The organism is Glaesserella australis, assembly GCF_003260095.1.
GTDB lineage: Bacteria > Pseudomonadota > Gammaproteobacteria > Enterobacterales > Pasteurellaceae > Glaesserella > Glaesserella australis.
Genome location: NZ_PTPX01000010.1, coordinates 1 through 24950, shown reverse-complemented (window position 1 = coordinate 24950; position 24950 = coordinate 1). Strand labels below are relative to the sequence as shown.

Below are 24950 nucleotides of genomic sequence, written 5' to 3'. Positions count from 1 at the left end.
CTCACCGCTTATATTAGTACAAATTATTTTTTCGTGATTGCACCCAGTAAACCACGCATAATCTGTTTGGTCACTTGGTTACGTAAATTACGTCCAACGGATTGAGCCACGCTGCCAACCACTTGTTCTGCAAGGCTTTGCTCGCTTTTTTTCTTCGTACCGAAAATACTACCAAGCATACCGCCTAAAAAGCTATCTTCTTCTGCTTTCTCTTGTTCAACAGCCTGTTGCTGAACTTGTGCTTGGGCATTTAAGGTTTCAAAGGCAGAAGGATTATCAATCGATTCACTGTAATGATGATAAAGATCATCTTGCTTCACAAGGGCTAAACGTTCATCTTGAGAGATTGGTTTCAGCTGACTTTGTGGTGGATAAACATAAGCAATTTCCACAGGGGTTGGCATACCTTTTTCATCTAATACTGAAATTAATGCTTCTCCAACGCCAAGCTGAGTAATAGCTTCAACGACATTCACTCCCGGATTTGCACGGAAAGTTTCTGCTGCCGATTTTACTGCTTTTTGATCTTTTGGAGTAAAGGCACGCAAAGCGTGTTGCACACGGTTACCAAGCTGACCTAATACTGACTCTGGCAAGTCTAATGGATTTTGCGTGACAAAATAGACGCCAACACCTTTTGAACGAATTAAACGCACCACTTGTTCAATTTTATCGACTAACACTTTCGGTGCACCGTCAAAAAGTAAGTGCGCTTCATCAAAGAATAAGACAAATTTCGGCTTATCAGGGTCACCCACTTCTGGTAATTGTTCAAACAACTCCGCCATAAACCACAGTAAAAATGCGCCGTACATTCTTGGTGAATTAATCAGTTTTTCCGAGTTCAACACATTAATCACACCACGACCATCACGGGTTTGAATCCAGTCTTGCAAATCTAATGCAGGTTCGCCAAATAAGTTTGCCGCTCCTTCATTTTCAAGAGCAAGTAACGCACGTTGAATCGCGCCAACACTCGCCGCCGAAACATTGCCATATTCTAATTGGAATGTTTTAGCATTTTCTGCCACAAATTTAAGCATTGCACGCAGATCTTTGAGATCGATTAATAATAAACCTTTATCATCTGCCACGCGGAATACAAGATTTAACAAGCCTTCCTGTGTATCATTTAAGTTAAGCAAACGAGCGAGCAACATCGGCCCCATTTCTGAAATAGTGGTACGAAGCGGAATGCCCGATTCGCCAAACACATCCCAAAATGAGACAGGAAAGCCGTTTAAGTAGCTTTCGCCGCCTAAACCAAATTGCTCAATACGTTCTGCAATTTTTCCTTGAAAACTGCCCGCTTGCACTAAGCCCGATAAATCGCCTTTAACATCAACAAGAAACACAGGCACGCCATCATTACTGAAAGTTTCAGCCAATTTACGCAATGTAACTGTTTTACCCGTTCCTGTTGCCCCTGCAATTAAACCGTGACGGTTTGCCATTTTGGCAGTTAATGAAATCGGTTTTCCTTCTTTTGATTGAGCAATTTCATAATTCGACATAGATTCATTTCTCCAATAAGCGTTAATTTATGAGATTATTCTATTACACTTTTTTACGGGCTTGGCGATTTTGTTTATTTTTTGCTTTAATATTTTCATTATTTCCAACAGAAAAGCCATTTTCCCAATTTGTTTTAAACTGCTGTGGGAGTGTTTTTAGCGATAATTGGCAAAAACCAACTCGCTGTTGTAGCATTTGTGCTTTTTGTGTAGAAAACGATTTTCCAACACGATAACCATCTAAATACCAATCATCTGTATCTAAACATTCCGTCGTATTTATACGTTTATTTACGATAGTATTGGAAGAATATCTTGCTTGTTCTTTGTTATGAACAACAGATACACCTTGGCGAGTACAACCTGCCACTGATAAAACTAATAATGCGGCAAATGCCGTTTTTATCATATCCATATTTTTTCTCCTTTTTAAAATAAAATAAGCGGTAAGTTGTCTTACCGCCCTGTGATAGAGTCTTTATTTTGCTAAATGTTCAATTACGATGACGATTTTTCTCTACGTCTATTTGATGCGATACTCTTAGAACGGGCTCGTTGTGGTTTAGGTAGATCAAGTAATACCTGACTGTCATATTGACTGACAGGAATCGGATGCCCGATATATTCTTCAATCGCCGGAAGATTGACCGCATAACGCTCACAAGCAAAGCTAATCGAAACACCACTCTCCCCCGCTCTCCCTGTACGCCCGATACGGTGAACATAATCTTCTCGGTCGTCAGGCAGATCGTAGTTAAAGACGTGGGTCACATCAGGAATATGCAAACCACGCGCAGCCACATCAGTCGCCACTAAAATATCCAATTCGCCTTGTGTAAAGCTATCTAGCAATGCCAAGCGTTTTTTCTGCGGAATATCGCCCGTCAGCAAACCGACACGATGCCCGTCAGCACTGAGATAGCCCCAAATTTCTTCGCATTTATGTTTGGTATTGGCAAATACAATGCAACGGTCTGGCCACTCTTCTTCCATTAAAGTGAGCAACAACGCCATTTTGTCTTCGTTAGACGGATAGAACAGCTCTTCTTTAATGCGATGCCCCGTGCGTTGTAACGGCTCAATTTCCACATATTCCGCATTGTGCATATCTTCAAACGCCAACTCACGCACACGGTGAGAAAGCGTGGCAGAAAATAGCATCGTCAAACGTTCTTCAGGTTTCGGGCATTTTCGCATTAAATAGCGAATATCTTTGATAAAGCCAAGATCGAACATACGATCCGCTTCATCAAGCACCACCACTTGTACCTTATCTAAATCAATCACGCCCTGTTTGACATAATCAATCACACGCCCAGTCGTTCCGACCAAAATATCCACACCACGCTCAATCTCTTGCAACTGCTTATCGTAACCGTCTCCGCCATACGCCAACGCTAAACGCAAATCAGCATATTGGGTCAGCATTGACGCATCAGATGCAATTTGCACCGCAAGTTCACGAGTTGGAGCAAGAATTAAGGCTCTCGGCTGATTTTTTTTAGTTGGAATTTCGTGGCTCAGTAGATGATGAAAGGTTGCCACTAAAAAAGCTAAGGTTTTACCTGTCCCCGTTTGAGCTTGCCCTGCAATATCTTGTCCTGCAAGAGTGTAAGGCAAGGTTTTCGCTTGAATAGGCGTACAAAACTCAAAGCCTTTGCTATCAAGAGCGGCTAACACGCTGTCGTGAATAGGGAAATCAATAAAACGTTGTTCAGTGAGATGTTTAGACATTGGGTTCTCCTACAAATGATAAGGGCGACAAGCGGTGAGTTTAAAGGAAAAATTTGCAAAATACATAGCAAAACTACGCAAATAATGGCTGTATATTAAAACTTGGACGTTGCTCAAGTTGCCATAGGTCGTATTGTGATTGCATATTGAGCCAAAATTGTGGCGTTGTTGTATTTAATAATGCACTTAAACGTAATGCCATTTCAGGTGAAATAGACGCTTTGCCGTTTAAAATACGAGAAAGTGTCACTCGGGTAACGCCTAAACGTTTAGCTACATCAGTAACATTATAACCTTCAATATATTCTCTTAAAATTAGTCCTGGGTGAGCTGGATTGTACATTTTCATTGATAACTCCTTAATGATAGTCTTGATAGTCCACGATTTCAGCGTGACCATTTTCAAATCTAAAAGTTAAACGCCAATTTTCGCTAACTTTAACAGACCAATGCCCTGCTAAATCACCTTGTAATTGATGTAAATTCCAACCTGGTACGCTCATTGCTAATGCTGTCTCGGCAGCATCTAAAGCAGTTAGTAGTAATCGAAGTCTATTAGCGTGATTTGCCTGAATACCTGCTGTTGAGCCTGTTTCAAAAAACAATTTCAAACCTTTATGCTTAAATGAAAGGATCATTTTTTCCCCTTTAACTGTATCGCCTAACTATACACAAAAAAACATAGCCTGTAAATAAAAGGGATAAAAGAAATTCTGATTGTTCTCCCCCCGAAAGCCTTTATAATAAGACAACTTTATTATCACAAGGAACCCATTATGTCTGCAAACACCACACCCAATCTTAAACATCGTCACTTTTTACGTTTAATGGATTTCAGCCCTGCTGAAATTCAGTATCTTCTTGATTTATCAGCAAAATTAAAAGCGGATAAAAAAGCAGGTTGCGAAGTGCCAACGATGAAAGGCAAAAACATTGCGTTGATTTTTGAAAAGAGTTCGACCCGTACTCGCTGTGCTTTTGAAGTGGCAGCGTTCGATCAAGGGGCGAATGTGAGCTATATCGGGCCAAGCGGATCGCAAATCGGGCATAAAGAATCAATGAAAGATACCGCTCGTGTGTTGGGCAGAATGTATGACGGCATTCAGTATCGTGGTTACGGTCAAGAGTTAGTAGAAATTTTGGCGGACTATTCGGGCGTGCCTGTTTGGAATGGTTTGACCGATGAATTTCACCCAACCCAAATTCTCGCTGATTTCTTAACGATGATCGAACATTCAAACAAACCGCTCAACCAAATCAAGCTCGCTTATTTGGGCGATGCTCGTAACAATATGGGCAATTCGTTTGTGGAAGGGGCGGCGTTAATGGGCGTGGATCTCCGTTTGGTTGCGCCAAAACAGTTTTTCCCTGAACAAGCGTCATTAGACGAAGTAGCAGAAATGGCGGCAAAAACAGGGGCGAAAATCACTTGCACCGAAAATGTAGCAGACGGCGTGAAAGATGTCGATTTCGTCTATACGGACGTTTGGGTTTCAATGGGTGAGCCTGAATCAGCGTGGGAAGCTCGAATCAACTTGATGAAACCCTATCAAGTCAATGCGGAGTTAATGAAGCTAACAGGCAACCCAAATGTAAAATTCTTGCACTGTCTGCCCGCTTTCCACGATGATCAAACCACGGTCGGCAAAGAGATTGCTGAAAAATATGGTATGAATGGGTTAGAAGTCACCGATGAAGTATTTGAATCTGAAGCCTCCATCGTGTTTGATGAAGCAGAAAACCGAATGCATACGATTAAAGCGGTGATGGTGGCAACACTAGGAAATCAATAAGATCGCAAGCGGTGAGTTTTGCTGAGAATTTTGCAAAACTTACCGTTTTTCTTTATTAAATTCTTTAATACACACTTCCCAAAAAAATCACTATCAAAACCCCTAAAAACTGCGTAAAATAGCCTTGATTATTAGTTACGCAAACGATTACTTATTATAGGAGAACCCCATGTTAAGACGTGATATGAATATTGCAGATTATGATCCAGTGCTATGGCAAGCGATTCAAGATGAAAATCGTCGTCAAGAAGAGCATATTGAACTGATTGCATCTGAAAACTATGCAAGCCCTCGTGTGATGGAAGCACAAGGCTCACAATTTACCAATAAATATGCAGAAGGTTATCCGGGTAAACGTTATTATGGCGGTTGTGAATATGCGGATATCGTGGAGCAATTAGCAATTGACCGTGCAAAAGAATTATTTGGCGCAGACTACGCAAACGTACAGCCACATTCAGGCTCACAAGCAAATGCTGCTGTTTACGGTGCATTGTTAACGCCGGGCGATACCATTTTAGGCATGAGCCTTGCACACGGTGGGCATTTAACTCACGGTGCTTCAGTTAGCTTCTCAGGAAAAGTTTACCATGCAGAGCAATACGGTATTACTGCAGAAGGTTTAATCGACTACGATGCACTACGCAAACAAGCTCACGAAGTGAAACCCAAAATGATTGTAGGCGGTTTCTCTGCTTACTCACAAATCGTTGATTGGGCAAAAATGCGTGAAATCGCAGATGAAGTCGGTGCTTATTTGTTCGTTGATATGGCGCACGTTGCAGGCTTAATTGCAGCTGGAGTTTATCCAAGCCCACTTCCGCATGCTCACGTTGTGACGACAACCACTCACAAAACATTAGCGGGTCCGCGTGGTGGTTTAATCCTTTCAAATGCGAAAGATGAAGAACTCTATAAAAAACTACAAAGTGCTGTGTTCCCACGTGAGCAAGGTGGTCCATTAGTTCACATTATTGCCGCAAAAGCCGTTTGCTTTAAAGAAGCGTTAGAGCCTGAATACAAAGTGTATCAGCAACAAGTGGTTAAAAATGCCAAAGCAATGGTGGAAGTATTTAAACAACGTGGCTACAACATAGTGTCAAACGGAACAGAAAACCACTTATTCTTAGTTGATTTAATCAGCCACGGTTTAACTGGTAAAGCAGCAGATGCAGCGTTAGGCAAAGCAAACATCACGGTAAACAAAAATGCGGTACCAAACGATCCACAAAAACCGTTTATTACATCAGGTATCCGTGTAGGCACACCTGCTGTAACTCGTCGTGGCTTTAAAGAAGCCGAAGTTAAAGAGCTTGCAGGCTGGATGTGTGACGTGTTAGATAGCATTGGCAAAGAAAACGAAGAAGCCGTCATCGATGCGACAAAAGCGAAAGTATTAGATATTTGTAAACGTTTACCAGTTTACCCATAAGCTTTCTGTACATTAAATTCAAACCCCGAATTATCGGGGTTTTATTTTGAAATTTTATGCTAATTTATATTTTAATTTATCTTGTTTTGATTAATTTATTGAGTGCTTATTTGATGTATCAGGATAAGCAAAAAGCCATTCAAAAGGCATGGAGAGAGCCTGAATCTAATCTACTTTTTCTCTGTTTTTGTGGTGGATTCATGGGGACTTATCTTGTGATGAAATATGCTCGCCATAAAACAAAACATTGGCAATTTCATCTCAGTGTCATTGTATCAACATTATTGTGGGTAGTTGGATTACCTATTTTATATTGGTATATAAAGACTTATTAGGATATCTGAAAGGAAAAACTGGTTGCGGGGGCCGGATTTGAACCGACGACCTTCGGGTTATGAGCCCGACGAGCTACCAAGCTGCTCCACCCCGCGTCTGAATGCGGACATAATACAGTTCTGAGAAATAAAAGCAATCTTTAAATTCACTTTAGTTATTTATTTGCTGTAATAACACTCAAAAAGCATATAAAAAATACGAATAATGCCATCTCACAAGCCATATATTATACTATCGTTAGTCTCGTTTTTTTGGTAATCTATACCCTTTTGGAATTTATTAACTACGTCCTTCTAATCTCACAGGAATATTCTCTATGTCTTGGAAAGCCTATAAAAAAATTGCCCTACTAACAGGTATTGCCGTACTTGTTGCAAGTTGCTCAACGACCACAAAGAAAACCACCACAGGTTATAATCCAGAAACAGCCAAACTAGGTGCCGTTTTCAAAAATCGTCAATTCATCCCTTATAATACACAATTTATTGCAACTTCTCGTGTGGCAGCGAGTGGAAAAATTGTTAACCAACGTGATTTCTTACAACAAGTTTCAAATGTAAGAGCCTATTCCAATAGTTTAATGAATCGCTACGCAGGAACCTATGGAAAACTTTCTTCTTGGTTAGCTAACGGCGGAAATATTAACGATCTCGCACGCTATGGTATCAATGCTCGTCAAATGCGTGGTGAAGATGGCTACCAAAACGTATTAATGACAGGTTACTATATCCCTGTCATTCAAGCTCGAATGACGCCACAAGGCGAATTTCGTCATCCACTTTATGCTATCCCCTATGGCAATAAAAAATTTGACCGTGCTGAAATTTATAATGGGGCCCTTGCAGGTCAAGGTTTAGAACTTGCTTATACCAACTCTATGCTTGAAAACTTTTTAATGGAAGTTCAAGGTAGTGGCTTTGTAGATATCGGTGGAGGTAACTTACGCCATTTTGCTTATGGCGATAAAAATGGTTATAGCTATACGAGCATTGGACGTTTATTAGTCGAAGATGGCGAGATTTCTAAAGAAAAAATGTCTATACAAGCCATTCGTGAATGGGGGGCAAGAAATCCACACCGCTTACAGGCTCTTCTTGAACGTAATCGTTCATTCGTTTATTTTAAACACGACCCAACTCTCAATGTAAAAGGATCTGCTGGCGTGCCTTTAGTAGCATTAGCATCTGTTGCTTCGGATAAACGCATTGTTCCAACCGGTAGTGTATTATTGGTTGAAATGCCATTAATTGACCATAACGGTAACTGGACTGGTCGACACGAATTACGTTTAATGGTGGCTCTTGATGTTGGTGGTGCGGTAAAAGGACAGCACTTCGATCTCTATCAAGGTATAGGCGATAAAGCAGGTCACCAAGCTGGACATATGAAACATTATGGACGTGTTTGGGTACTAAATTAAAATGTTAATCCCCGCAAATGCGGGGATTTTTTTATGCTACTTGTCGCCCTTTCAACAAATTCCGTACCCAGCTTCGATTGGTACTAAGGGCATGCAAAATATCTTGGCTTAAGGGCTGCGGTTCGCCACATAGTTGGCAAGCTAGCACTTCACCGAGTAAAAAGGCGGTGGTTAAGCCTCTTGAGCCTAAACCTGCGACAGTGTACAAATTTGGGTAGCAACGGGCTTGAGTCACCTTTTCTTTACGGCGAAGTTGGTTGTAAAGATTGGCATAATCGGCTTTTTGTGCCCCAAAATCAGGCACAGCCCCCACCATTGGCACTCGATCTCGAAAAGCAGAGCGAATACCGACTTTGGCTAAATTTGCTGAAAAATCAATCCCTTGCGTCCAATCGCAAGCGGTCAGATTTTGCTGAAGTTTTGCGATATTTTGCTCGTGTTCAGCCAAACTGAAGGTTTCATCGGCATTGTCTCGAAAATGGCTTGCCCCAATGCAATGGGTTTGTTGAGCCGACATTGGCGTGATGTAGCCATCATAACAGACGACGCATTTCAACTTGGCTAACGCTTGATTGGTCGGCACTTGGCTCACCTGCCCACGCACAGGATAAAGGGGAATGCCATGGGTTTGGCTAAATTCGGTCAGCAAATGCCCATTTGCCAAAATCAACGTTTGGTGAGAAAAGCTTTGCCCTTGATATTGCCAATGCCACTGCCCTGCTCGCCATTCAGGATTTTCGACCTTGTGATTAAGCACAATCTTCAAGCCACGTTCCGCCAACCACGCAAACGCCCTTTGCACAAACTGCACGGGGGAAAGCCAGCCCCCTTGTGCGATAAAGGCTCCGCCATTTTGCACGGGCAAACCGATTTTTTCGCTCAAGCTCTCCGCCGAACAAAGTTGATAAAGTTCGCTGTCCCAGCCCTGCTCTGCCATTTTTTGTAATTTTTGAGCGTTTTTTTCATTGTAAGCATACAGGGCAACCCCTGAAAATTGATGTTCAAATTTGACCGCTTGAGCCAGCTGTTTGAAGCGTTGCAAGGCGTAATCGAAACTATGCACATAAAAGCGGACGTTGCGTTCATCATCATCGCTCAACTGCGGATAAATCGCCCCTTGCAAATTACCTGACGCATTTTTCGCCAGTTGTTCATCTTTGCAATATAGGGTAACTTTTTTGCCACGCTCTAACAGCGACAAGGCAACGGCAAGGCTTGCAATTCCGCCACCGACAATCGCAACATCATCGCTAGACGTTTGATTTTGTTGATAAAAATAAGGATAAGCCAACACATTTTCATTTTGAGCCACAGGCTTTTCGCCCCACAACATTTCACGCTTTTTGCCAAAGCCTTTGCGTTTTTTTACCTCAAATCCCACCGCTTGCAAGCCACGCCGAACATTGCTTGATGCGGTAAAAGTCGCAAAAGATCCGCCCGCTTTGGTTAAGCGGAACATTTGCTGATAAAGTTTTTCATTCCACATTTCAGGGTTTTTGTCGGGCGAAAAGCCGTCTAAAAACCAACAATCGACACTGTTATTGTAGTGATCGCTGAGCTGTGGCAGATTTTGGTGCAAGTCGCCAAACCAAATATCAAGATAGACTTGCTCAAAATGGTAACGCTGACAACCAACTTGACGGGGTTGCCAACAAGCTGTCAATTTCGCCGAAAATTCTGCAAATTGTGGGTAAGATCGATGAATATCCGCTAATTGTGTGGAACGTAACGGGAATTTTTCAAAGGAAATAAAATAAAGGCGTTTTAATGGGGCATTGGGAAATTCGCTCAAAAAGGCGTTAAATCGCTCGGCTACAGCAAAAAAATTCAACCCCGTGCCAAAGCCAGTTTCAGCAATCACAAAAAATGGCTGACGATGCTGTTGCCACTTTTCCCACAGCTGATTACCCTCTTGAAACACATAATGACTTTCTGCAAGCCCGTCTTGCGTTGAAAAATAGATGTCGTCAAACCGCTCAGACACGGGCGTGTTTGAGTTATTGAAACTTAATTCAGCAAAGGTGAGTTTTGACATTGTTGCTCCCATTGGCAGTGTAAAACAAAAATGGTGAGCCAGTTTCCTAACTCACCATTTAAACGGTTCATTTCATTAGAAAATGTTGATACCAAACAACACAATCATTCCTAACGCACCTGCAACGGTTAATAACGCATAACCTAATGTACCCATTTTCTACTCCTTAAAAATAAAATTCCCTTGCATTCTAAAACTATTTGCTAAAAAAGCAATGCAAGCGGTTATTTTATTTAAGAAATTTGCAAATTTTTCGTTATAATGGGGCAATTTTTTTAGACGAGGAATAGATATGGCTACGATTAAAGATGTTGCCAAATTAGCTGGTGTTTCTACGACAACCGTTTCTCATGTAATAAATAAAACACGTTTTGTCGCAGAAGATACTACAAAAGCGGTTTGGGATGCCGTTTCTGAATTAAATTACTCTCCAAGTGCAGTGGCTCGTAGTTTAAAAATCAATACGACTAAATCTATTGGAATGATTATTACGACTAGTGAAGCCCCCTATTTTGCAGAAATAGTCCAAGCTGTTGAAGAGTACTGCTATCGCCAAGGTTATTCTCTTTTTTTATGTAATACACAAAATGAATCAGAGAAAGTACAAAACCATTTGGATATGTTAATTAAAAAGCGTGTAGATGGTATTTTAGTCATGTGTTCTGAATATACTGAGAACTCATTAGCGCTATTCAATGGAACGAATGTACCGATGGTAGTTATGGATTGGGGTCCAAACGATAATAAAAGCGATCGTATTTTAGACCATAGCTTTGATGGTGGTTATATGGCGACACGCCATTTAATTGAAAATGGTCACCGTGATATTGCTATTATTGCCGGCTATCTCTATAAAACGACAGCGAAAGCACGTTATGAAGGTTTCGTAAAAGCGATGACTGAAGCAGGTCTTTTAATTCGTAAAGAGTGGATCTTTGAAACTGATTTTCAGCCAGAAGGTGGCTACGAATGTATGAATAACTTATTAAAACAAGATAAGTTACCTACAGCGGTCATCTGTGGCTGTGATGCAATGGCACTTGGAACTATTTCTGCGATTACTGAAAAAGGGCTTTCTGTGCCACAAGATATCTCTGTGATTGGATATGACAATATCCATAGTTCTCGTTTCTACGCTCCACCACTTACGACAGTTCACCAATCAAAAACGAGATTGGGACAAATGGCTATTGATGTTTTACTAGAACGAATCCAAAGTGAAGAAAAAAATCACGCCCCAAAAGTATTAGAGTTTTATCCTGAACTTGTTATTCGTAGCTCTGTCCGTAATCTCAACCAGAAATAAGGAGAATAAATGGAGTTATTAATTGAATTTTTTAGTAGTTATGGCTATTGGGCTGTCTTTTTAGTATTGCTCGCTTGTGGTTTTGGTCTACCGATTCCGGAAGATATCACGTTAGTCTCTGGTGGCGTTATTTCAGGACTTGGCTACACCAATGTGCATTGGATGCTTGTGGTTAGTATGCTAGGTGTTTTAGTTGGCGATAGCACCATGTATTGGCTAGGACGAATTTATGGAGAGAAGATCTTACAATTTCCACTTATTCGTCGAATTGCAACACCTGATCGTTTTCAAACCGTCCAAGAACGCTTTGAAACACAAGGTTGGAAATTGCTTTTTGTGGCACGTTTTCTCCCTGGTTTACGTGCTGTTGTTTATTTAGTTTCAGGGATTACACAACGAGTGACATTTACTCGTTTTGTATTAGTCGATTTTTGTGCGGCAATTATTTCAGTGCCTATTTGGGTCTATCTAGGGGATTTTGGTGCAAAAAACTTAGATTGGTTACATAATCAAATCCAGAAAGGGCAAATGGCAATTTGGGTTATACTATTGATTGGTGGCTTGATTGTTTTTTGGAAATGGAAAAAATCACGCAAAGCCCCCCAATAAGCAACTTTATACAAAAAAAAGCCCCTAACTAAGGGGCTACTCGGAAAGCAAATTTATGAATTTGGTTGTTGGACACAACACTTGTTGTTGGTGATGTGTAGATTACGTCAAGTTAGTAAATTTTTCAAATATTTTTAAATAAAAATCTTATTTTTGTGATCTACCTCATGTTTTTACTACAAACGACGAGCCTGCCAAAAGGTTTTTGACCAATAAGGTGAGTCCATATCTGAATAAATTACACCTCCTTTTGTTGAAGCATGTAAAAATTGACCGTTCTTTACATATACACCAACATGTTTTCCATTTGGTCCACGACCCGTTTTGAAGAAGACTAAATCGCCAGTTTGTATATCATTTTTAGATACACGAGTTCCTTCTTGGGCTTGTTCAGTTGTTGTTCTTGGCAAATCAATTCCAAATAAATCACGGAAGGTAATTTGCATAAACCCAGAACAATCCACTCCACTTCGACTAGTTCCACCAAGCCTATAGCGTGTGCCTTTCCATTCTCTTTGGTGCTCACTTAAACTACTAATCACAAAAATAGGATCATTGATGCTTCCCTTACTTGTCCTGTAAATTTTCGATGCCGAAGATTTAGATGATTGGGATCTTGTATCTTGAGAACCACTACATGCAGTTAATAGCAATGCCGTCGTAATAAGTGAACAAAAAAAGAGTTTCTTGCTTTGTTTTATATAAAACATTTTCTAATCCTCTAAAAAAATCTTCTGTCACTAACATGACAGAAGATTCAATATTAGGCTTTTACCTTCGCATTTTCGACACGCTCTCGCAATTTTTGTCCCGGTTTAAAGACAACGACTCGACGAGCAGAAACAGCAACATCTTCACCTGTTTTTGGATTTCGACCTGGTCGTGCTTTTTTATCTCGAACGGTAAAATTACCAAAGCCTGATAATTTTACTTCCTCGCCTCTTTCAAGTGAAAGGCGAACTTCTTCAAAAAAGTCCTCAACAAATTGTTTTGCAACACGTTTATCCAAACCTAATTTTTCAACTAGGTTTTCTGCGATTTCAATTTTGGTAAGTGCCATAATTTATCCTTAAATCTAATCTCTTAGATAAGCATTAAAACGTTGTGCAAGAGCATCAAGCACTGCTTGCATTACCGAACTAATCTCTTCTTCTTCAAGGGTTTTTTCTGTATCTTGAATGGTTAAGCTGATCGCTAAACTTTTCTTACCTTCGGCTAAATTGCTGCCTTGGTAAACGTCAAATAAATTGACAGAAACAAGCTTAGATCCGCCTGCTTGTCTTGCTGTATCAAGTACATCACCCGCAGGAACATTGCTATCCACCACCACAGCAATATCACGTTTGTTTGCAGGGAAACGTGAAATCTCTTTTGAACTTGGTACTTGGCGTTCTGCAATAGCAGACCATAGCAACTCAAAAGCAACTGGTTTGCCAGATAAACCCAATTTTTGGACAATTTTCGGGTGAACCGTTCCGATAACGCCAATCTCTTGATCATCAATTAAAATTGCCGCCGATTGACCTGGGTGGAAAGCAGGATATGATTTTGCTACAAAACGCAAACGATTGCCAGCATTTGTTAGTGATAAAACACGCTCTAAATCCCCTTTTAGATCAAAGAAATCGACATTTTCTGCTTTATGCTCCCAATGGGTCGGACGTTTGTCACCCACAATCACCGCACCAAGTACCAATTCTTGACGCACGCCATTTTCAGCGTTGGCATCTGGAATAAAGCGTAAACCACTTTCAAAGATACGCACACGGCTTTGCTGACGATTTTGGTTATAAGCCACAGTTTCCAACAAGCCCGTAAGCAATGAAACACGCATTGCCGACATTTCGCTAGAAATTGGGTTTGGCAGAATTAAGGCTTCTTGATTTGGGTGGAGCAATTCTTGCACTTTTGGATCAACGAAGCTATAAGTAATCACTTCTTGATAATCGCTATCCACTAACGCCGTTCTCACACGCAATGCTTCAAGAATTTTTTCAGGGAAGCCTTTCATCTGTAAATGAGCAAGGGGTGCATTGTTTGGAATACTGTTATAGCCGTAAATACGAGCCACTTCTTCAACGAGATCTTCTTCGATCTCAATATCAAAACGCCAACTTGGTGACTGCACTGTCCAGCTGTCATTTGCATAGCTTGGGTTTAAGCCTAAGCGAACAAAAATATCGGTAACTGTGTCGGTGTCGATATGATGTCCGAGTAAGCTATCTAATTTCGCACGGCGTAAAACCACTTGTTTTGATTTTGGTAAAAATTCAGGGCTAACCGCTTCGACAATTTCGCCTGCTTCACCGCCACAAATTTCAAGCAATAACGCTGTTGCACGCTCCATTGCTTTGCGTGTTAATTCAGGATCAACCCCACGCTCGAAACGGTGTGATGCGTCAGTGTGCAAGCCGTACTGTCTTGCTCTGCCTGTGATTGCAAGCGGTGCGAAAAATGCCGCTTCTAACACCACATCTTTGGTCTCTGCACTTACGCCACTGGCTTCACCACCGAAGATACCTGCCATTGCAAGCGGTCCGTTTTGGTCTGCAATTAGCAAAGTATTTGGTTGAAGTTTAGCGGTGGTTCCGTCAAGTAAAACTAGCTCTTCTCCCTCTTTTGCCATACGCACTTGAATAGCACCATTAATTTTCGCCGCATCAAAAGCGTGCATCGGTTGCCCTAATTCAAGTAAGCTCAAGTTAGTAATATCGACAATCGGATCGATTGAACGAATACCACAACGGCGTAATTTTTCTTGTAACCACAACGGCGATTGGGCTTTTACGTTCACATTACGCACCACACGTCCTAAATAACGTGGGCAAGCTTCAGGAGCTTGTAATTCGATAGCTACTTTATCTGCAATAGTCGCAGGAACCGCTTGAATAGCAGGCTCATTTACTGCTAATTGATTAACCACACCCACTTCACGAGCGATCCCTGCAATGCTTAAGCAGTCCGCACGGTTTGGGGTCAAGCTGATTTCAATCGCTTTGTCGTTTAATTGCAAATAGTCACGGAAATCCACACCAACAGGGGCATCGGCAGGTAATTCGATAATACCGCTGTGATCTTCCTTAATGCCTAATTCAGAGAATGAGCAAAGCATTCCCTCTGACGGCTGACCACGCAATTTGGTTTTCTTGATTTTGAAATCGCCCGGTAATACCGCCCCTTCTGTCGCACAAGCCACTTTCAACCCTTGACGGCAGTTTGGTGCACCACAAACAATATCTAACAAGCGTTCACCGCCCACATTGACTTTGGTCACACGCAATTTATCGGCATCTGGGTGTTGCGCACACTCGACCACTTCGCCGATCACCACACCGTTAAACTCACCTGCTACGGCTTCTACGCTATCGACTTCTAAACCTAACATTGTAATTTGGTCGCATAATTGTTCGGTGGTAATCGCTGGATTAACCCACTCACGCAACCAACTTTCGTTGAATTTCATTATTTCTATCCTATTTTGTAAAATTTTCTACAAATTTCACCGCTTGTTATAACGGACACACGCAGTGTGTCCCTACAAAGTGAGAAATACGCTATTGATATGGTAGGGACACACTGCGTGTGTCCTTAAAAGATTATTTAAACTGCTTCAAAAAACGCAGATCATTCTCGAAGAATGAACGTAAGTCTGTCACGTTATAACGTAACATCGTCAAACGCTCAACGCCCATACCTACCGCAAAACCTGTGTATTCATCAGGGTCAATGCCCACGTTACGCAACACATTCGGGTGAACCATTCCACAGCCTAATACTTCTAGCCATTTGCCGTTTTTACCCATTACGTCCACTTCCGCTGACGGTTCAGTGAATGGGAAGTAAGACGGACGGAAACGCACTTGCAGATCTTCTTCAAAGAACGCACGCAAGAAGTCGTGGAGCAAGCCTTTTAACTCGGTAAAATTAGCTTTTTTATCGACATAAAGCAGCTCGATTTGATGGAACATCGGGGTGTGCGTTTGGTCGTAGTCATTACGATAAACACGTCCTGGAGCCATAATGCGAATAGGCGGTTGCATTTTTTCCATTGTACGAATTTGTACCCCTGACGTTTGGGTACGCAACAGACGCTCGGCATCAAACCAGAACGTATCGTGATCGGCACGAGCTGGGTGATGTGCAGGGATATTTAACGCATCAAAATTGTAGTAATCCGTCTCAATTTCAGGGCCTTTTTCCACACTAAAGCCCAATTCAGAGAAGAATTTCACTACACGCTCAATGGTAATCGAAACAGGGTGTAAACCGCCTAATTCGGTTTTACGACCCGGCAAGCTCACATCAATGCTCTCACTCGCCAATTTAGCGTCTAGCTCTGCAGCATCTAGCTGCTCTTTTTTCGCATTTAACGCATCTTGTGCTTTTTGTTTCGCTTCATTAATTTTTGCCCCCACCGCAGGACGCTCGTCCGCAGGCACATCACGCAAACCTTGCATTAACAAGGTAAAATGTCCTTTCTTTCCAAAGTATTCGACACGCAACGTATCAAGTGTTGCAGCATCATTTGCTTTTGCTACGGCATCTAAAGCCTGAGCAACAATATTTTCTAGGTTTTGCATACCTACCCTCTAAATTTTCATACTAAAAATAACGCCCCAAAACGATAGGCATAGTGCTTTGAATAATAATATGTATAAGAAATATTGTAAATTTAAATGTGTGAGAAAACGAAATTAAGTTATTGATTTCCATATGTTAGAAAAAATGCTCTGGATGTTTTTTGTTCTTATCTTGCAAAAAAATCATAAAATCTTACCGCTTGTGAGAGATTAATCCGTGATCTTCTTAAAAACATCCTGTAAAATTCGCCACGGTTTGCAAGTTAAGTGAATCATTTATGTTAAATTTTTTTGGAGAGATACAATATGGCAATGAATAATATTTTAGGATTATTCGCACAATCGCCACTCAAACCATTACAGCAGCACTCGAAAAAAGTGACTGAATGTTGTGGACTACTTGTTCCATTTTTTGAATCTACATTCAAAAATGAATGGAATGAAGCAGAAGAAATCCGTCGTAAAATTATTGATTTAGAACACCGCGCCGATACATTAAAACGTGAGATTCGTTTGAAGTCACCGCGCGGTTTATTTATGCCTGTAGAACGTACAGACTTACTCGAATTAGTTACACAATTAGATAAGTTAGCTAACTATGCTAAAGATATTTCTGGCAGAATCATTGGTCGTCAATTAATGATTCCAGGTGAAATTCAAAGCGTATTCCAACAATTCTTAAGTAGAAGCTTAGATGCAACAATTCATGTTGATAAAGTCATTAATGAAATGGATCACTTATTGGAAACGGGTTTCCGTGGACGAGAACTCAATTTCGTCAATAATATGATTCTTGAATTAGATACTATTGAAGATGATACTGATCAGCTTCAAATTGTATTACGTAAAGCAATGCTTAGTATTGAAGAACAATATAATCCTATTGATATTATGTTCTTATATAAAATTATTGAATGGGTCGGTGTCCTTGCAGATCAAGCACAACGTATCGGCTCACGTATTGAGTTGATGTTAGCTCGTTCATAGAGGATGTAAATAATGGAACTGATTCAACAATATGGTTCACTAATTATTATTATTACCGCAATTTTTGGCTTTTTCATGGCGTTTGGTATCGGCGCAAATGACGTATCAAATGCGATGGGAACTTCCGTAGGTTCAGGTACAATCACTGCTAAACAAGCAATTTTAGTTGCAATGGTATTTGAATTTGCAGGTGCTTATTTAGCAGGTGGTGAAGTCACTGAAACCATCAAGAGTGGTATTATTGATATCCACCAATTTTCAGGTCGACCAGATACTTTAGTATTAGGCATGATGTCCGCTCTTTTTGCTGCAGGAACATGGTTACTTATTGCATCAAAAATGGGCTGGCCAGTATCTACTACTCACTCAATTATTGGTGCTATTATCGGTTTTGCCTTAGTCACTATTGGCTCTGAAGCAGTTCATTGGGGTGATTTATCAGGTATCGTTGGAAGCTGGTTCGTCACACCAGTCGTATCAGGGATTATTGCATATGCTATTTTTACCAGTACACAAAAATTAATCTTTGATACCGAAAACCCTATGAAAAATGCCCAAAAATATGGTCCATTCTATATGGGGTTAACCACGTTCATTTTAAGTATTGTAACCATGACAAAAGGGTTAAAACATGTTGGGTTACACTTGACAATGACTGAAACTTTACTGATTTCAAGCACTATTTCTGTTATTTCTATCATTGCATGTTTCTTCTACTTCCGTAGTGAATCTTTTGCTAATCGTGTTCAAGGTGGTACCTTTGGTGGCGTAGAAAAAGTATTTAGTATTTTAATGCTATTAACTGCTTGTTCTATGGCTTTTGCACATGGTTCAAATGACGTTGCGAATGCTATCGGTCCTTTGTCTGCGGTAGTATCTGTAATTGAAAACGGTGGTGTTATTCAAGCTAAATCGACACTTGCCCCATGGATTTTACCATTAGGTGCAACTGGTATTGTTGTTGGTTTAGCCGTAATGGGTTATAAAGTAATGGGTACCATTGGTACAGGTATTACCGATTTAACGCCAAGCCGTGGATTCTCTGCAGAATTTGCGACAGCAATGACCGTTGTGGTTGCTTCAGGTACAGGTTTACCAATCTCAACCACACAAACTTTGGTGGGTGCGGTCTTAGGTGTAGGCTTTGCTCGCGGTATTGCTGCATTAAACTTAAATGTGATTCGTAATATTGTGGCATCATGGGTAGTTACACTACCTGCTGGTGCATTCTTCTCAATTATTATCTTTTATATTTTAAGCGCTATTTTTTATTAATTTTTTGTTAAACTGAAGAAAAGTGCGTTATCGCACTTTTCTTTTATTTTTTATTAAGGAATCTTATGCAAAAACATCTCTCGGCATTACTTGCAACTTTACTTTTTAGTGTCTCACTTCCTACATTAGCTGAAACCCAATATGTTACAGAAAATCTTAGTACTTATTTGCGCAAAGGACCTGGTGATCAATTTAAAATTTCAGGTGCTATTCAAGCTGGTGAAAAAGTGACATTAATTGATAAAAAAGAACGTTATTCTCTCGTTCGTGATAGTAAAAACCGTGAAGCATGGATTCTTAATAGTGAATTAACATCAACACCAAGTTCAAAAGAACTAACCCCACAGTTACAGCAGAAAGTTCAAGAGCTAACGACCAAATTAAATAGTATTGACAAAGATTGGCAACAACGTACTGCAGAAATGCAACGTCGTACACAGCAGGCAGATCAGCAAAGTAGTGAATTATTAGAACAAAATGCACAATTAAAGCGTGAGTTAGATATTCTTAAAAATAAGAATCGTGATTTAGAAGCTATTCAAGATGCTTCTTCACGAGAGATCATGATTCAATATTTTATTTATGGCGGTTCTGTATTAGGTGTAGGATTATTATTAGGTTTACTTATCCCTGCACTTTTACCAAGACGTAAACGTAATAACGGATGGGCGTAATTTAATATAAATTACGATATTCTATAGCTGTTGCACAAGTACTGTATTTGGTATGAAAAAAGAAAAATCCTTACAAGTAAATTTGTAAGGATTTTTTATTTAATAGCAATAAATTAAGTTATTAGCCAACTACTTTTGGTAATAGTCCATTTTCAATTAAGAATGGGACATTCATAATGAGTAATCCTAGTACTAATGCTAAGAGCAAACCTAAACTTCCGCCCATAACACGATATGGTAAGCCAGGAAATTTTCGTCTCAGCATCCAAACGATTCCAACTGGTAATACTAAGCCATAGAAAGTAAACATTTGACCCGCATAGGTTAATACTGATAAGAAATCTCGATAGAATAGTGCAAATAAAAGTACAGGAGCAAATGTCAATAAACTAAGAGAAAGTCTATTTGCACTAATATTTACACGTTTAAGTAAGTCATCTAAACAATCTACTAATGCTAAAGCTACCCCTAAGAAAGATGTAATTAATGCAAGCGCTGAGAAAATACGGACTGCACCACTAATAAATTCGCTACCAGTCGCTTGGTAAGTTGCTACAACTAATCCATTTAGTGTCGGATCTTGTCTAACAATTTCTACAAACTGAACTTGACTAAATACGCCGTGTGTTGCCATTTGCCACAAAATATAAGCAACCAATGGAATCGCTGTACCGACAATAATCGCGATACGTAAACGGCGAATATCTCCATCTAAATAGCTATTGATACTTGGAATAACTACATGGAAGCCAAAAGACGTAAAGAATACCGGGCTTGCAGAAATAATTAATAGATATTGTAACGGCATCGCACCTAAATTTTCTAATGTCACTTTTGGTAACATCATGAATAAAACAAAGCAGAACACAGCAATTTTGATGATAAATAGTAAGCGAGTGAAAGCATCAACTGCTGAAGTTCCAACTGTAACAGAGATCGCCAAAATTAATACAAAGAGAATAATTGCAGTTGTTTCGGCATTTTCTCCCATAAAAGTTAAGAAGGGCGCTAATAAACTACCACCGCCTAAAGCATAGACTGTCAGTATTGCATACATAAAAATCACAAGAGAAAGCGTTGCTAATACACGGCCAGCCATACCAAAATGCTGCTCGGCTAAAGTCGCAATACCCGCATCTTTACGTTCAGCTTTTTGATAGGCTTCTACAAATAGCAACGCACTATAAGAGAGCAATCCCCAAAGTGCAAATAACAAAATTAATGTATAACCAAAACCCATCTCTGCTGATGTTAATGGCATCGCCAACATACCAGCACCAATCGTTGTCCCTGCAACAATTAATGCACTACCGAATGTTCTATTTTTCATTATAAACCTCAAAACATTTAGAAAAGGGGTGCATTCTAGCAGAGAAAAAATCAGATTGTAAAATATTTATTACCATGTAAAGAAATAATTACATTTTAATGAGTGTATTGAAATATATTTATAAACCTATAAGTATTAAATAAAAGGACCAAGTGCAAGCAACACTCAGTCCTTAAATAGATCGATTTAATACAATTGAATAAGATTATATGTTACCTATACTTTTCAACGGCTGTTAACATTCCCCTTAACAAGTTTAATTCGTTTGTTTCTAATTCTGCACGTTGATACAGACGTCTTAATTTCAACATAACTGTATCATTACGTATAAATCCAAGTTCTTTATACAGTCGTTCAGTATGTTGGAAAAAATGCTCTAAAGCTTCATGATTTGGATACTCGACAAGCGGCTTGATTCTAGGATTATTTTGCAATGCAATCCAAGCCATACGAATTTCATAACACGCGAGCTGTACCGCCATGGCTAAATTGAGTGAACCATATTCAGGGTTGGTTGGAAAATTTAAATGATAATGGCATTTGAGTAATTCTTCATTGGTTAGTCCAACTCGCTCCCTTCCAAACACAATCGCAACTTTACCTTGAACTGCTCTTTGAATTGCCATTTCACCACATTGTCTTGGCTCAATGAGACTATTTTGCAAATGTCTTAATCTCGCACTTGTTCCAATCACTAGCTGACAATCTGCAATAGCTTCATCAAAAGTTTCATAATATTGAGCATGCTCAAGAACATCACTTGCGCCTGCAGCAAGTGAAATGGCCTGTTCATCAATTGATTGTTTAGGTAAAACTAAACGAAGGTTTTTTATCCCCATTGTTTTCATAGCACGTGCAGCAGAGCCAATATTGCCACTATGAGAGGTTTCTACGAGAATGATGTGAATTTGATTAAGTTGCATAGCCAATTATTTTAATAGATTAAATTATTGCAATTTTACCATAAAACTCACGATATAGTTATTTCAAAAATGTAGCATAGATGTTACACTTCTCAAACTAGTTCTGCATGATTAGGTGGTATTTAATGAAATTATTTAATCTAAAAAAATTATTTGTCAGCATTTGTTTTGTTTCTCCCCTACTTTTATCTAATTCTGCACAAGCAGAAGGTAAACTTACTGTATATTGTGGTGTTCAAAATAAAGTCTGTGAAGATTTAACAAAACGTTTTTCACAGAAATATAACGTTGACACTCAATTTATTCACGGTGGTACAGGGACAATTTTAGGTAAATTAAAAGCAGAAAAAGAAAATCCGCAGGCAGATATTTGGTATGGTGGAACGATTGAACCACATTTTCAGGCAGGACAATTAGGACTGCTAGAAGCTTATCGTTCTCCTTTACAAGCAGAAATTTTGCCACAGTTTAAATCCTTAATGGATAGTGAAAAAGGAAAATACACATCTGCAGCCTACTTAATGGTACTCGGCTTTGGTATAAATACCGAAAAATTAAAACAGTTAGGCATTCCGACCCCGCAAAAATGGCATGACTTGTTAGATAAACGTTTACAAGGTGAAGTCCAGCTATCTGATCCACGCAGTTCGGGAACCATGTATACAATGATGGTGACGTTAATTCAACTTTGGGGTGAAGAAAAAACTTTTGCTTACTTAAAGCAGTTGGATTCAAATATTTCTCAATATGTAAAAAGCACTCTTGTCACTACAAATCTTTCTCGTGGAGAAAGTACAGCAACCGTTGGCTTTGTTCATGGCTATGCCACAGAAAAAGAGAATGGTGCCCCTGTTGACTATGTATTACCAAAAGATGGTGTAGGTTATGCATTAGGTGGTGTAAGTATCATTAAAGGCGCTCGCAATTTAGAAAACGCAAAACTATTTATGGATTGGGTGCTTTCTAAAGATGTACAAGAAATTCCTTGGCGTGATCATGGCGTTTATCAAACCCCAACAAATGTTAATGCTGCCGTATCGCCATTGTCGCCAAAATTAGATAAGATCAAGTTGATTGATATTGACTATGATCGTTTTGGCTCAAGCGATGAGGGTAAACGTTTGATTGATAAGTGGGTATCTGAAATCAAATTAGCCAAATAAATTATCATTGAAGAATAATGACTAAATAGGGTTAAAGCTTTATAGATTGCTTTAACCCTATTTTTCTTGATTATTCATGTAGTTATCTAATTTCAACCACCTGACTTACTATACTCCCTTGAGCTAAACTAGTTACAATATTTTCTCCAATCGAAATATCTTTACTTGACAACACCGCTTTCCCCTGCTGATTTTGCGTGACAGAGTAACCTCTCGCTAAAACGGCAAGCGGGCTTAAACTGTCTAATTGAGTACAAAGCGTTTGGAAACGTTGGCGATGTTGGCTCAATTTTTTCTCCATTGCATAATGCAAACGTTGCTCAAATTTATGCCACTGTTGCGTTTGTTCCGCAAGATGATAAGGCAGAGGATTGCGTTCAACACGTTGCACAACGGTTTTCCAACGTTGTTGTTTTTTGAGTAGCAACTGTTCAATCTGTTGTTTCGCCTGTTTTTCTAAACGTTGCAACTGTTGAGCTTGTTGTTGCAACTGGCGTTGTGGGTGTTGCAGTTGAAGCCGTTGCGACAGTTGAGCCAATCTCTGTTGTTGCTGTTGCAAGCGGTAAGAAACGCCACGAATAATGCGTCTTTCCAACTGTTGAAGTTGAAACTGCTGTTGTTGGAGCTGTTTGGCTGGGTGTTGTGCTTGTAAACGTAGTTGCAAGCGGTCAAATCGAGCCAATTTTTCGCCCCAAAGACGATCAAAAGCCAAACTGATTTTATCGAATTGATGTTGCAACTGACGGCGTAATTCTTGCTGATCTCGGCTGACCAACTCTGCCGCCGCTGACGGTGTTGGCGCCCTTAAATCTGCCACAAAGTCGGCAATGGTAACGTCCGTTTCGTGACCAACTGCACTGATAATCGGCAACTGCGAATGATAAATCGCCCAAGCCACGGCTTCTTCATTAAAACACCACAAATCTTCCAACGAACCGCCGCCACGCCCGACAATCAGCACATCACACTCTTGTCGCACATTCGCCAGCTCAATCATTCGCACAATTTCTGCCGTTGCTTCTTTACCTTGCACAAGCGTTGGATAGATCACAATTTCAAGGCTTGGATCTCGCCGTGCCAAAATTTGTAACATATCTTGCAACGCCGCACCGCTTGATGAAGTGATAATCCCCACCCGTTTTACAAAAGCTGGGATCGGCTTTTTATGCTCTTGAGCAAATAGTCCTAAGCCTGCCAGTTTCATTTTGAGTTGCTCAAATTCCTGTTGCAACAAGCCGTCGCCAGCAGGCTGCATCGTCTCAATAATCACCTGATAATCGCCACGAGGCTCATACAAACTCACATTCGCTCGAACCAATACTTGCATTCCGTTTTGCGGACGAAAATTCACTCGCATATTTTTCATTCGGAACATCGCACAGCGAACCTGAGCTTGCTCATCTTTCAAGGTCAAATACCAATGCCCCGAAACAGGTTGAGAAAAGTTGGAAATTTCGCCGATCAGCCAAACACTACCGAATTCCACTTCAAGCATCTGTTTGACGGAATAGTTGAGCTGGCTAATGGTGAGAATATTGTTTTGCATAGAATTGCTATATTAGATAAGAGAGTTAGTGGCGCATTTTAACAAAATGAGTGTTTGAACTCTATTTATAAAAACAATTTAAATAATACAAGCGGTAAGATATAGCAAAATATTTGTTAATGTTTGCTATCATTTTGTCACTTGCTAAGGTTTATTTTCAAATGATTAAAAAACAAAACCCAGCGAATAGCTGGGTTATTTACATCTAATATTATATTAGAACGGTTGTTTCTATATTATTTATAAAATGTAAATTATAAAATGATTTAAAATCAATCAATTAAATGTTAACT

The 24950-nt window shown here is 39.9% G+C and carries 23 protein-coding genes and 1 tRNA gene; 10 read left to right on the top strand and 14 right to left on the bottom strand.

Annotated features, from left to right (window positions below):
• Positions 1 to 23: 23 nt before the first annotated feature.
• The 5 genes from C5N92_RS04975 to C5N92_RS04955 all read right to left on the bottom strand — a co-directional run bounded on the left by C5N92_RS04975 (position 24) and on the right by C5N92_RS04955 (position 3886).
• On the bottom strand, positions 24 to 1514 hold the full coding sequence (locus tag C5N92_RS04975) for a helicase HerA-like C-terminal domain-containing protein (RefSeq protein WP_111749759.1): 1491 nt from the start codon (positions 1512 to 1514) through the stop codon (positions 24 to 26).
• Between the two features lie 43 nt (positions 1515 to 1557).
• A complete protein-coding gene (locus C5N92_RS04970) occupies positions 1558 to 1929 on the bottom strand; it encodes a hypothetical protein (protein WP_111749758.1) in 372 nt (123 codons plus the stop codon).
• Between the two features lie 83 nt (positions 1930 to 2012).
• Positions 2013 to 3248 (bottom strand): ATP-dependent RNA helicase RhlB, encoded by a 1236-nt coding sequence (gene rhlB / locus C5N92_RS04965; protein ID WP_111749757.1) that lies wholly within the window; start codon positions 3246 to 3248, stop codon positions 2013 to 2015.
• Between the two features lie 73 nt (positions 3249 to 3321).
• Positions 3322 to 3597, bottom strand: coding sequence for a HigA family addiction module antitoxin (locus tag C5N92_RS04960; protein ID WP_111749756.1), 276 nt, complete (start codon positions 3595 to 3597; stop codon positions 3322 to 3324).
• A 10-nt stretch (positions 3598 to 3607) separates the two neighbouring features.
• Positions 3608 to 3886 (bottom strand): type II toxin-antitoxin system RelE/ParE family toxin, encoded by a 279-nt coding sequence (locus C5N92_RS04955; protein WP_111749755.1) that lies wholly within the window; start codon positions 3884 to 3886, stop codon positions 3608 to 3610.
• A gap of 138 nt (positions 3887 to 4024) precedes the next feature.
• Between C5N92_RS04955 and argF the strand changes: the two genes are divergently transcribed.
• The 3 genes from argF to C5N92_RS04940 all read left to right on the top strand — a co-directional run bounded on the left by argF (position 4025) and on the right by C5N92_RS04940 (position 6808).
• Complete coding sequence (gene argF, locus C5N92_RS04950) at positions 4025 to 5041, top strand: ornithine carbamoyltransferase (protein WP_111749754.1); 1017 nt, start codon at positions 4025 to 4027, stop codon at positions 5039 to 5041.
• A 169-nt stretch (positions 5042 to 5210) separates the two neighbouring features.
• Positions 5211 to 6473 carry a serine hydroxymethyltransferase gene (gene glyA, locus C5N92_RS04945; protein WP_111749753.1) on the top strand — a complete coding sequence of 421 codons (1263 nt, stop codon included), beginning with the start codon at positions 5211 to 5213 and terminating at the stop codon, positions 6471 to 6473.
• A gap of 56 nt (positions 6474 to 6529) precedes the next feature.
• Positions 6530 to 6808, top strand: a complete 279-nt coding sequence (locus C5N92_RS04940) for a DUF1294 domain-containing protein (RefSeq protein WP_111749752.1) — start codon at positions 6530 to 6532, stop codon at positions 6806 to 6808.
• Positions 6809 to 6827: 19 nt separating this feature from the next.
• On the opposite strand, the gene C5N92_RS04935 is transcribed toward C5N92_RS04940, so the two are convergent.
• Positions 6828 to 6904 (bottom strand) — tRNA-Met (locus tag C5N92_RS04935).
• A 221-nt stretch (positions 6905 to 7125) separates the two neighbouring features.
• Between C5N92_RS04935 and mltA the strand changes: the two genes are divergently transcribed.
• On the top strand, positions 7126 to 8229 hold the full coding sequence (mltA, locus tag C5N92_RS04930; protein WP_111749751.1) for a murein transglycosylase A: 1104 nt from the start codon (positions 7126 to 7128) through the stop codon (positions 8227 to 8229).
• A gap of 31 nt (positions 8230 to 8260) precedes the next feature.
• Here mltA and mnmC read toward each other — a convergent pair whose 3' ends face one another.
• The gene (gene mnmC, locus C5N92_RS04925) at positions 8261 to 10264 is read right to left on the bottom strand and encodes a bifunctional tRNA (5-methylaminomethyl-2-thiouridine)(34)-methyltransferase MnmC2/FAD-dependent 5-carboxymethylaminomethyl-2-thiouridine(34) oxidoreductase MnmC1 (protein WP_111749750.1); all 2004 of its coding nucleotides are present in this window, start codon (positions 10262 to 10264) and stop codon (positions 8261 to 8263) included.
• A 292-nt stretch (positions 10265 to 10556) separates the two neighbouring features.
• On the opposite strand from mnmC, the gene purR reads away from it, so the two are divergent.
• Together purR and C5N92_RS04915 are read left to right on the top strand one after the other, a co-directional pair.
• Positions 10557 to 11570: an HTH-type transcriptional repressor PurR gene (gene purR, locus C5N92_RS04920; protein ID WP_111749749.1), complete on the top strand. Its 1014-nt coding sequence runs from the start codon at positions 10557 to 10559 to the stop codon at positions 11568 to 11570.
• 9 nt (positions 11571 to 11579) lie between these two features.
• Positions 11580 to 12179: a DedA family protein gene (locus tag C5N92_RS04915; protein WP_111749748.1), complete on the top strand. Its 600-nt coding sequence runs from the start codon at positions 11580 to 11582 to the stop codon at positions 12177 to 12179.
• Positions 12180 to 12355: 176 nt separating this feature from the next.
• Here C5N92_RS04915 and C5N92_RS04910 read toward each other — a convergent pair whose 3' ends face one another.
• From C5N92_RS04910 to pheS, 4 genes are all read right to left on the bottom strand, one after another.
• Positions 12356 to 12889, bottom strand: a complete 534-nt coding sequence (locus C5N92_RS04910; protein ID WP_111749747.1) for a C40 family peptidase — start codon at positions 12887 to 12889, stop codon at positions 12356 to 12358.
• A gap of 53 nt (positions 12890 to 12942) precedes the next feature.
• Entirely contained in the window at positions 12943 to 13239 is a 297-nt protein-coding gene (locus C5N92_RS04905) for an integration host factor subunit alpha (RefSeq protein WP_111749746.1), read from the bottom strand.
• Positions 13240 to 13254: 15 nt separating this feature from the next.
• A complete protein-coding gene (gene pheT, locus C5N92_RS04900) occupies positions 13255 to 15642 on the bottom strand; it encodes a phenylalanine--tRNA ligase subunit beta (protein WP_111749745.1) in 2388 nt (795 codons plus the stop codon).
• A gap of 133 nt (positions 15643 to 15775) precedes the next feature.
• Positions 15776 to 16759 (bottom strand): phenylalanine--tRNA ligase subunit alpha, encoded by a 984-nt coding sequence (gene pheS, locus C5N92_RS04895; RefSeq protein WP_111749744.1) that lies wholly within the window; start codon positions 16757 to 16759, stop codon positions 15776 to 15778.
• 306 nt (positions 16760 to 17065) lie between these two features.
• On the opposite strand from pheS, the gene C5N92_RS04890 reads away from it, so the two are divergent.
• From C5N92_RS04890 to C5N92_RS04880, 3 genes are all read left to right on the top strand, one after another.
• Positions 17066 to 17746 carry a TIGR00153 family protein gene (locus C5N92_RS04890; protein ID WP_111749743.1) on the top strand — a complete coding sequence of 227 codons (681 nt, stop codon included), beginning with the start codon at positions 17066 to 17068 and terminating at the stop codon, positions 17744 to 17746.
• A 12-nt stretch (positions 17747 to 17758) separates the two neighbouring features.
• Positions 17759 to 19021, top strand: coding sequence for an inorganic phosphate transporter (locus tag C5N92_RS04885; RefSeq protein ID WP_111749742.1), 1263 nt, complete (start codon positions 17759 to 17761; stop codon positions 19019 to 19021).
• A 65-nt stretch (positions 19022 to 19086) separates the two neighbouring features.
• Positions 19087 to 19695, top strand: coding sequence for a TIGR04211 family SH3 domain-containing protein (locus C5N92_RS04880; RefSeq protein ID WP_111749741.1), 609 nt, complete (start codon positions 19087 to 19089; stop codon positions 19693 to 19695).
• Between the two features lie 121 nt (positions 19696 to 19816).
• On the opposite strand, the gene C5N92_RS04875 is transcribed toward C5N92_RS04880, so the two are convergent.
• Both C5N92_RS04875 and trmJ read right to left on the bottom strand, forming a co-directional pair.
• Positions 19817 to 21025, bottom strand: coding sequence for an aromatic amino acid transporter (locus tag C5N92_RS04875; RefSeq protein WP_111749740.1), 1209 nt, complete (start codon positions 21023 to 21025; stop codon positions 19817 to 19819).
• Between the two features lie 212 nt (positions 21026 to 21237).
• Complete coding sequence (gene trmJ, locus C5N92_RS04870) at positions 21238 to 21948, bottom strand: tRNA (cytosine(32)/uridine(32)-2'-O)-methyltransferase TrmJ (RefSeq protein ID WP_111749739.1); 711 nt, start codon at positions 21946 to 21948, stop codon at positions 21238 to 21240.
• A gap of 125 nt (positions 21949 to 22073) precedes the next feature.
• Here trmJ and C5N92_RS04865 point away from each other — a divergent pair, with 125 nt between their 5' ends.
• Complete coding sequence (locus C5N92_RS04865; RefSeq protein WP_111749738.1) at positions 22074 to 23111, top strand: ABC transporter substrate-binding protein; 1038 nt, start codon at positions 22074 to 22076, stop codon at positions 23109 to 23111.
• Between the two features lie 82 nt (positions 23112 to 23193).
• On the opposite strand, the gene xseA is transcribed toward C5N92_RS04865, so the two are convergent.
• A complete protein-coding gene (gene xseA, locus C5N92_RS04860; protein ID WP_111749737.1) occupies positions 23194 to 24657 on the bottom strand; it encodes an exodeoxyribonuclease VII large subunit in 1464 nt (487 codons plus the stop codon).
• Positions 24658 to 24950 lie beyond the last annotated feature (293 nt).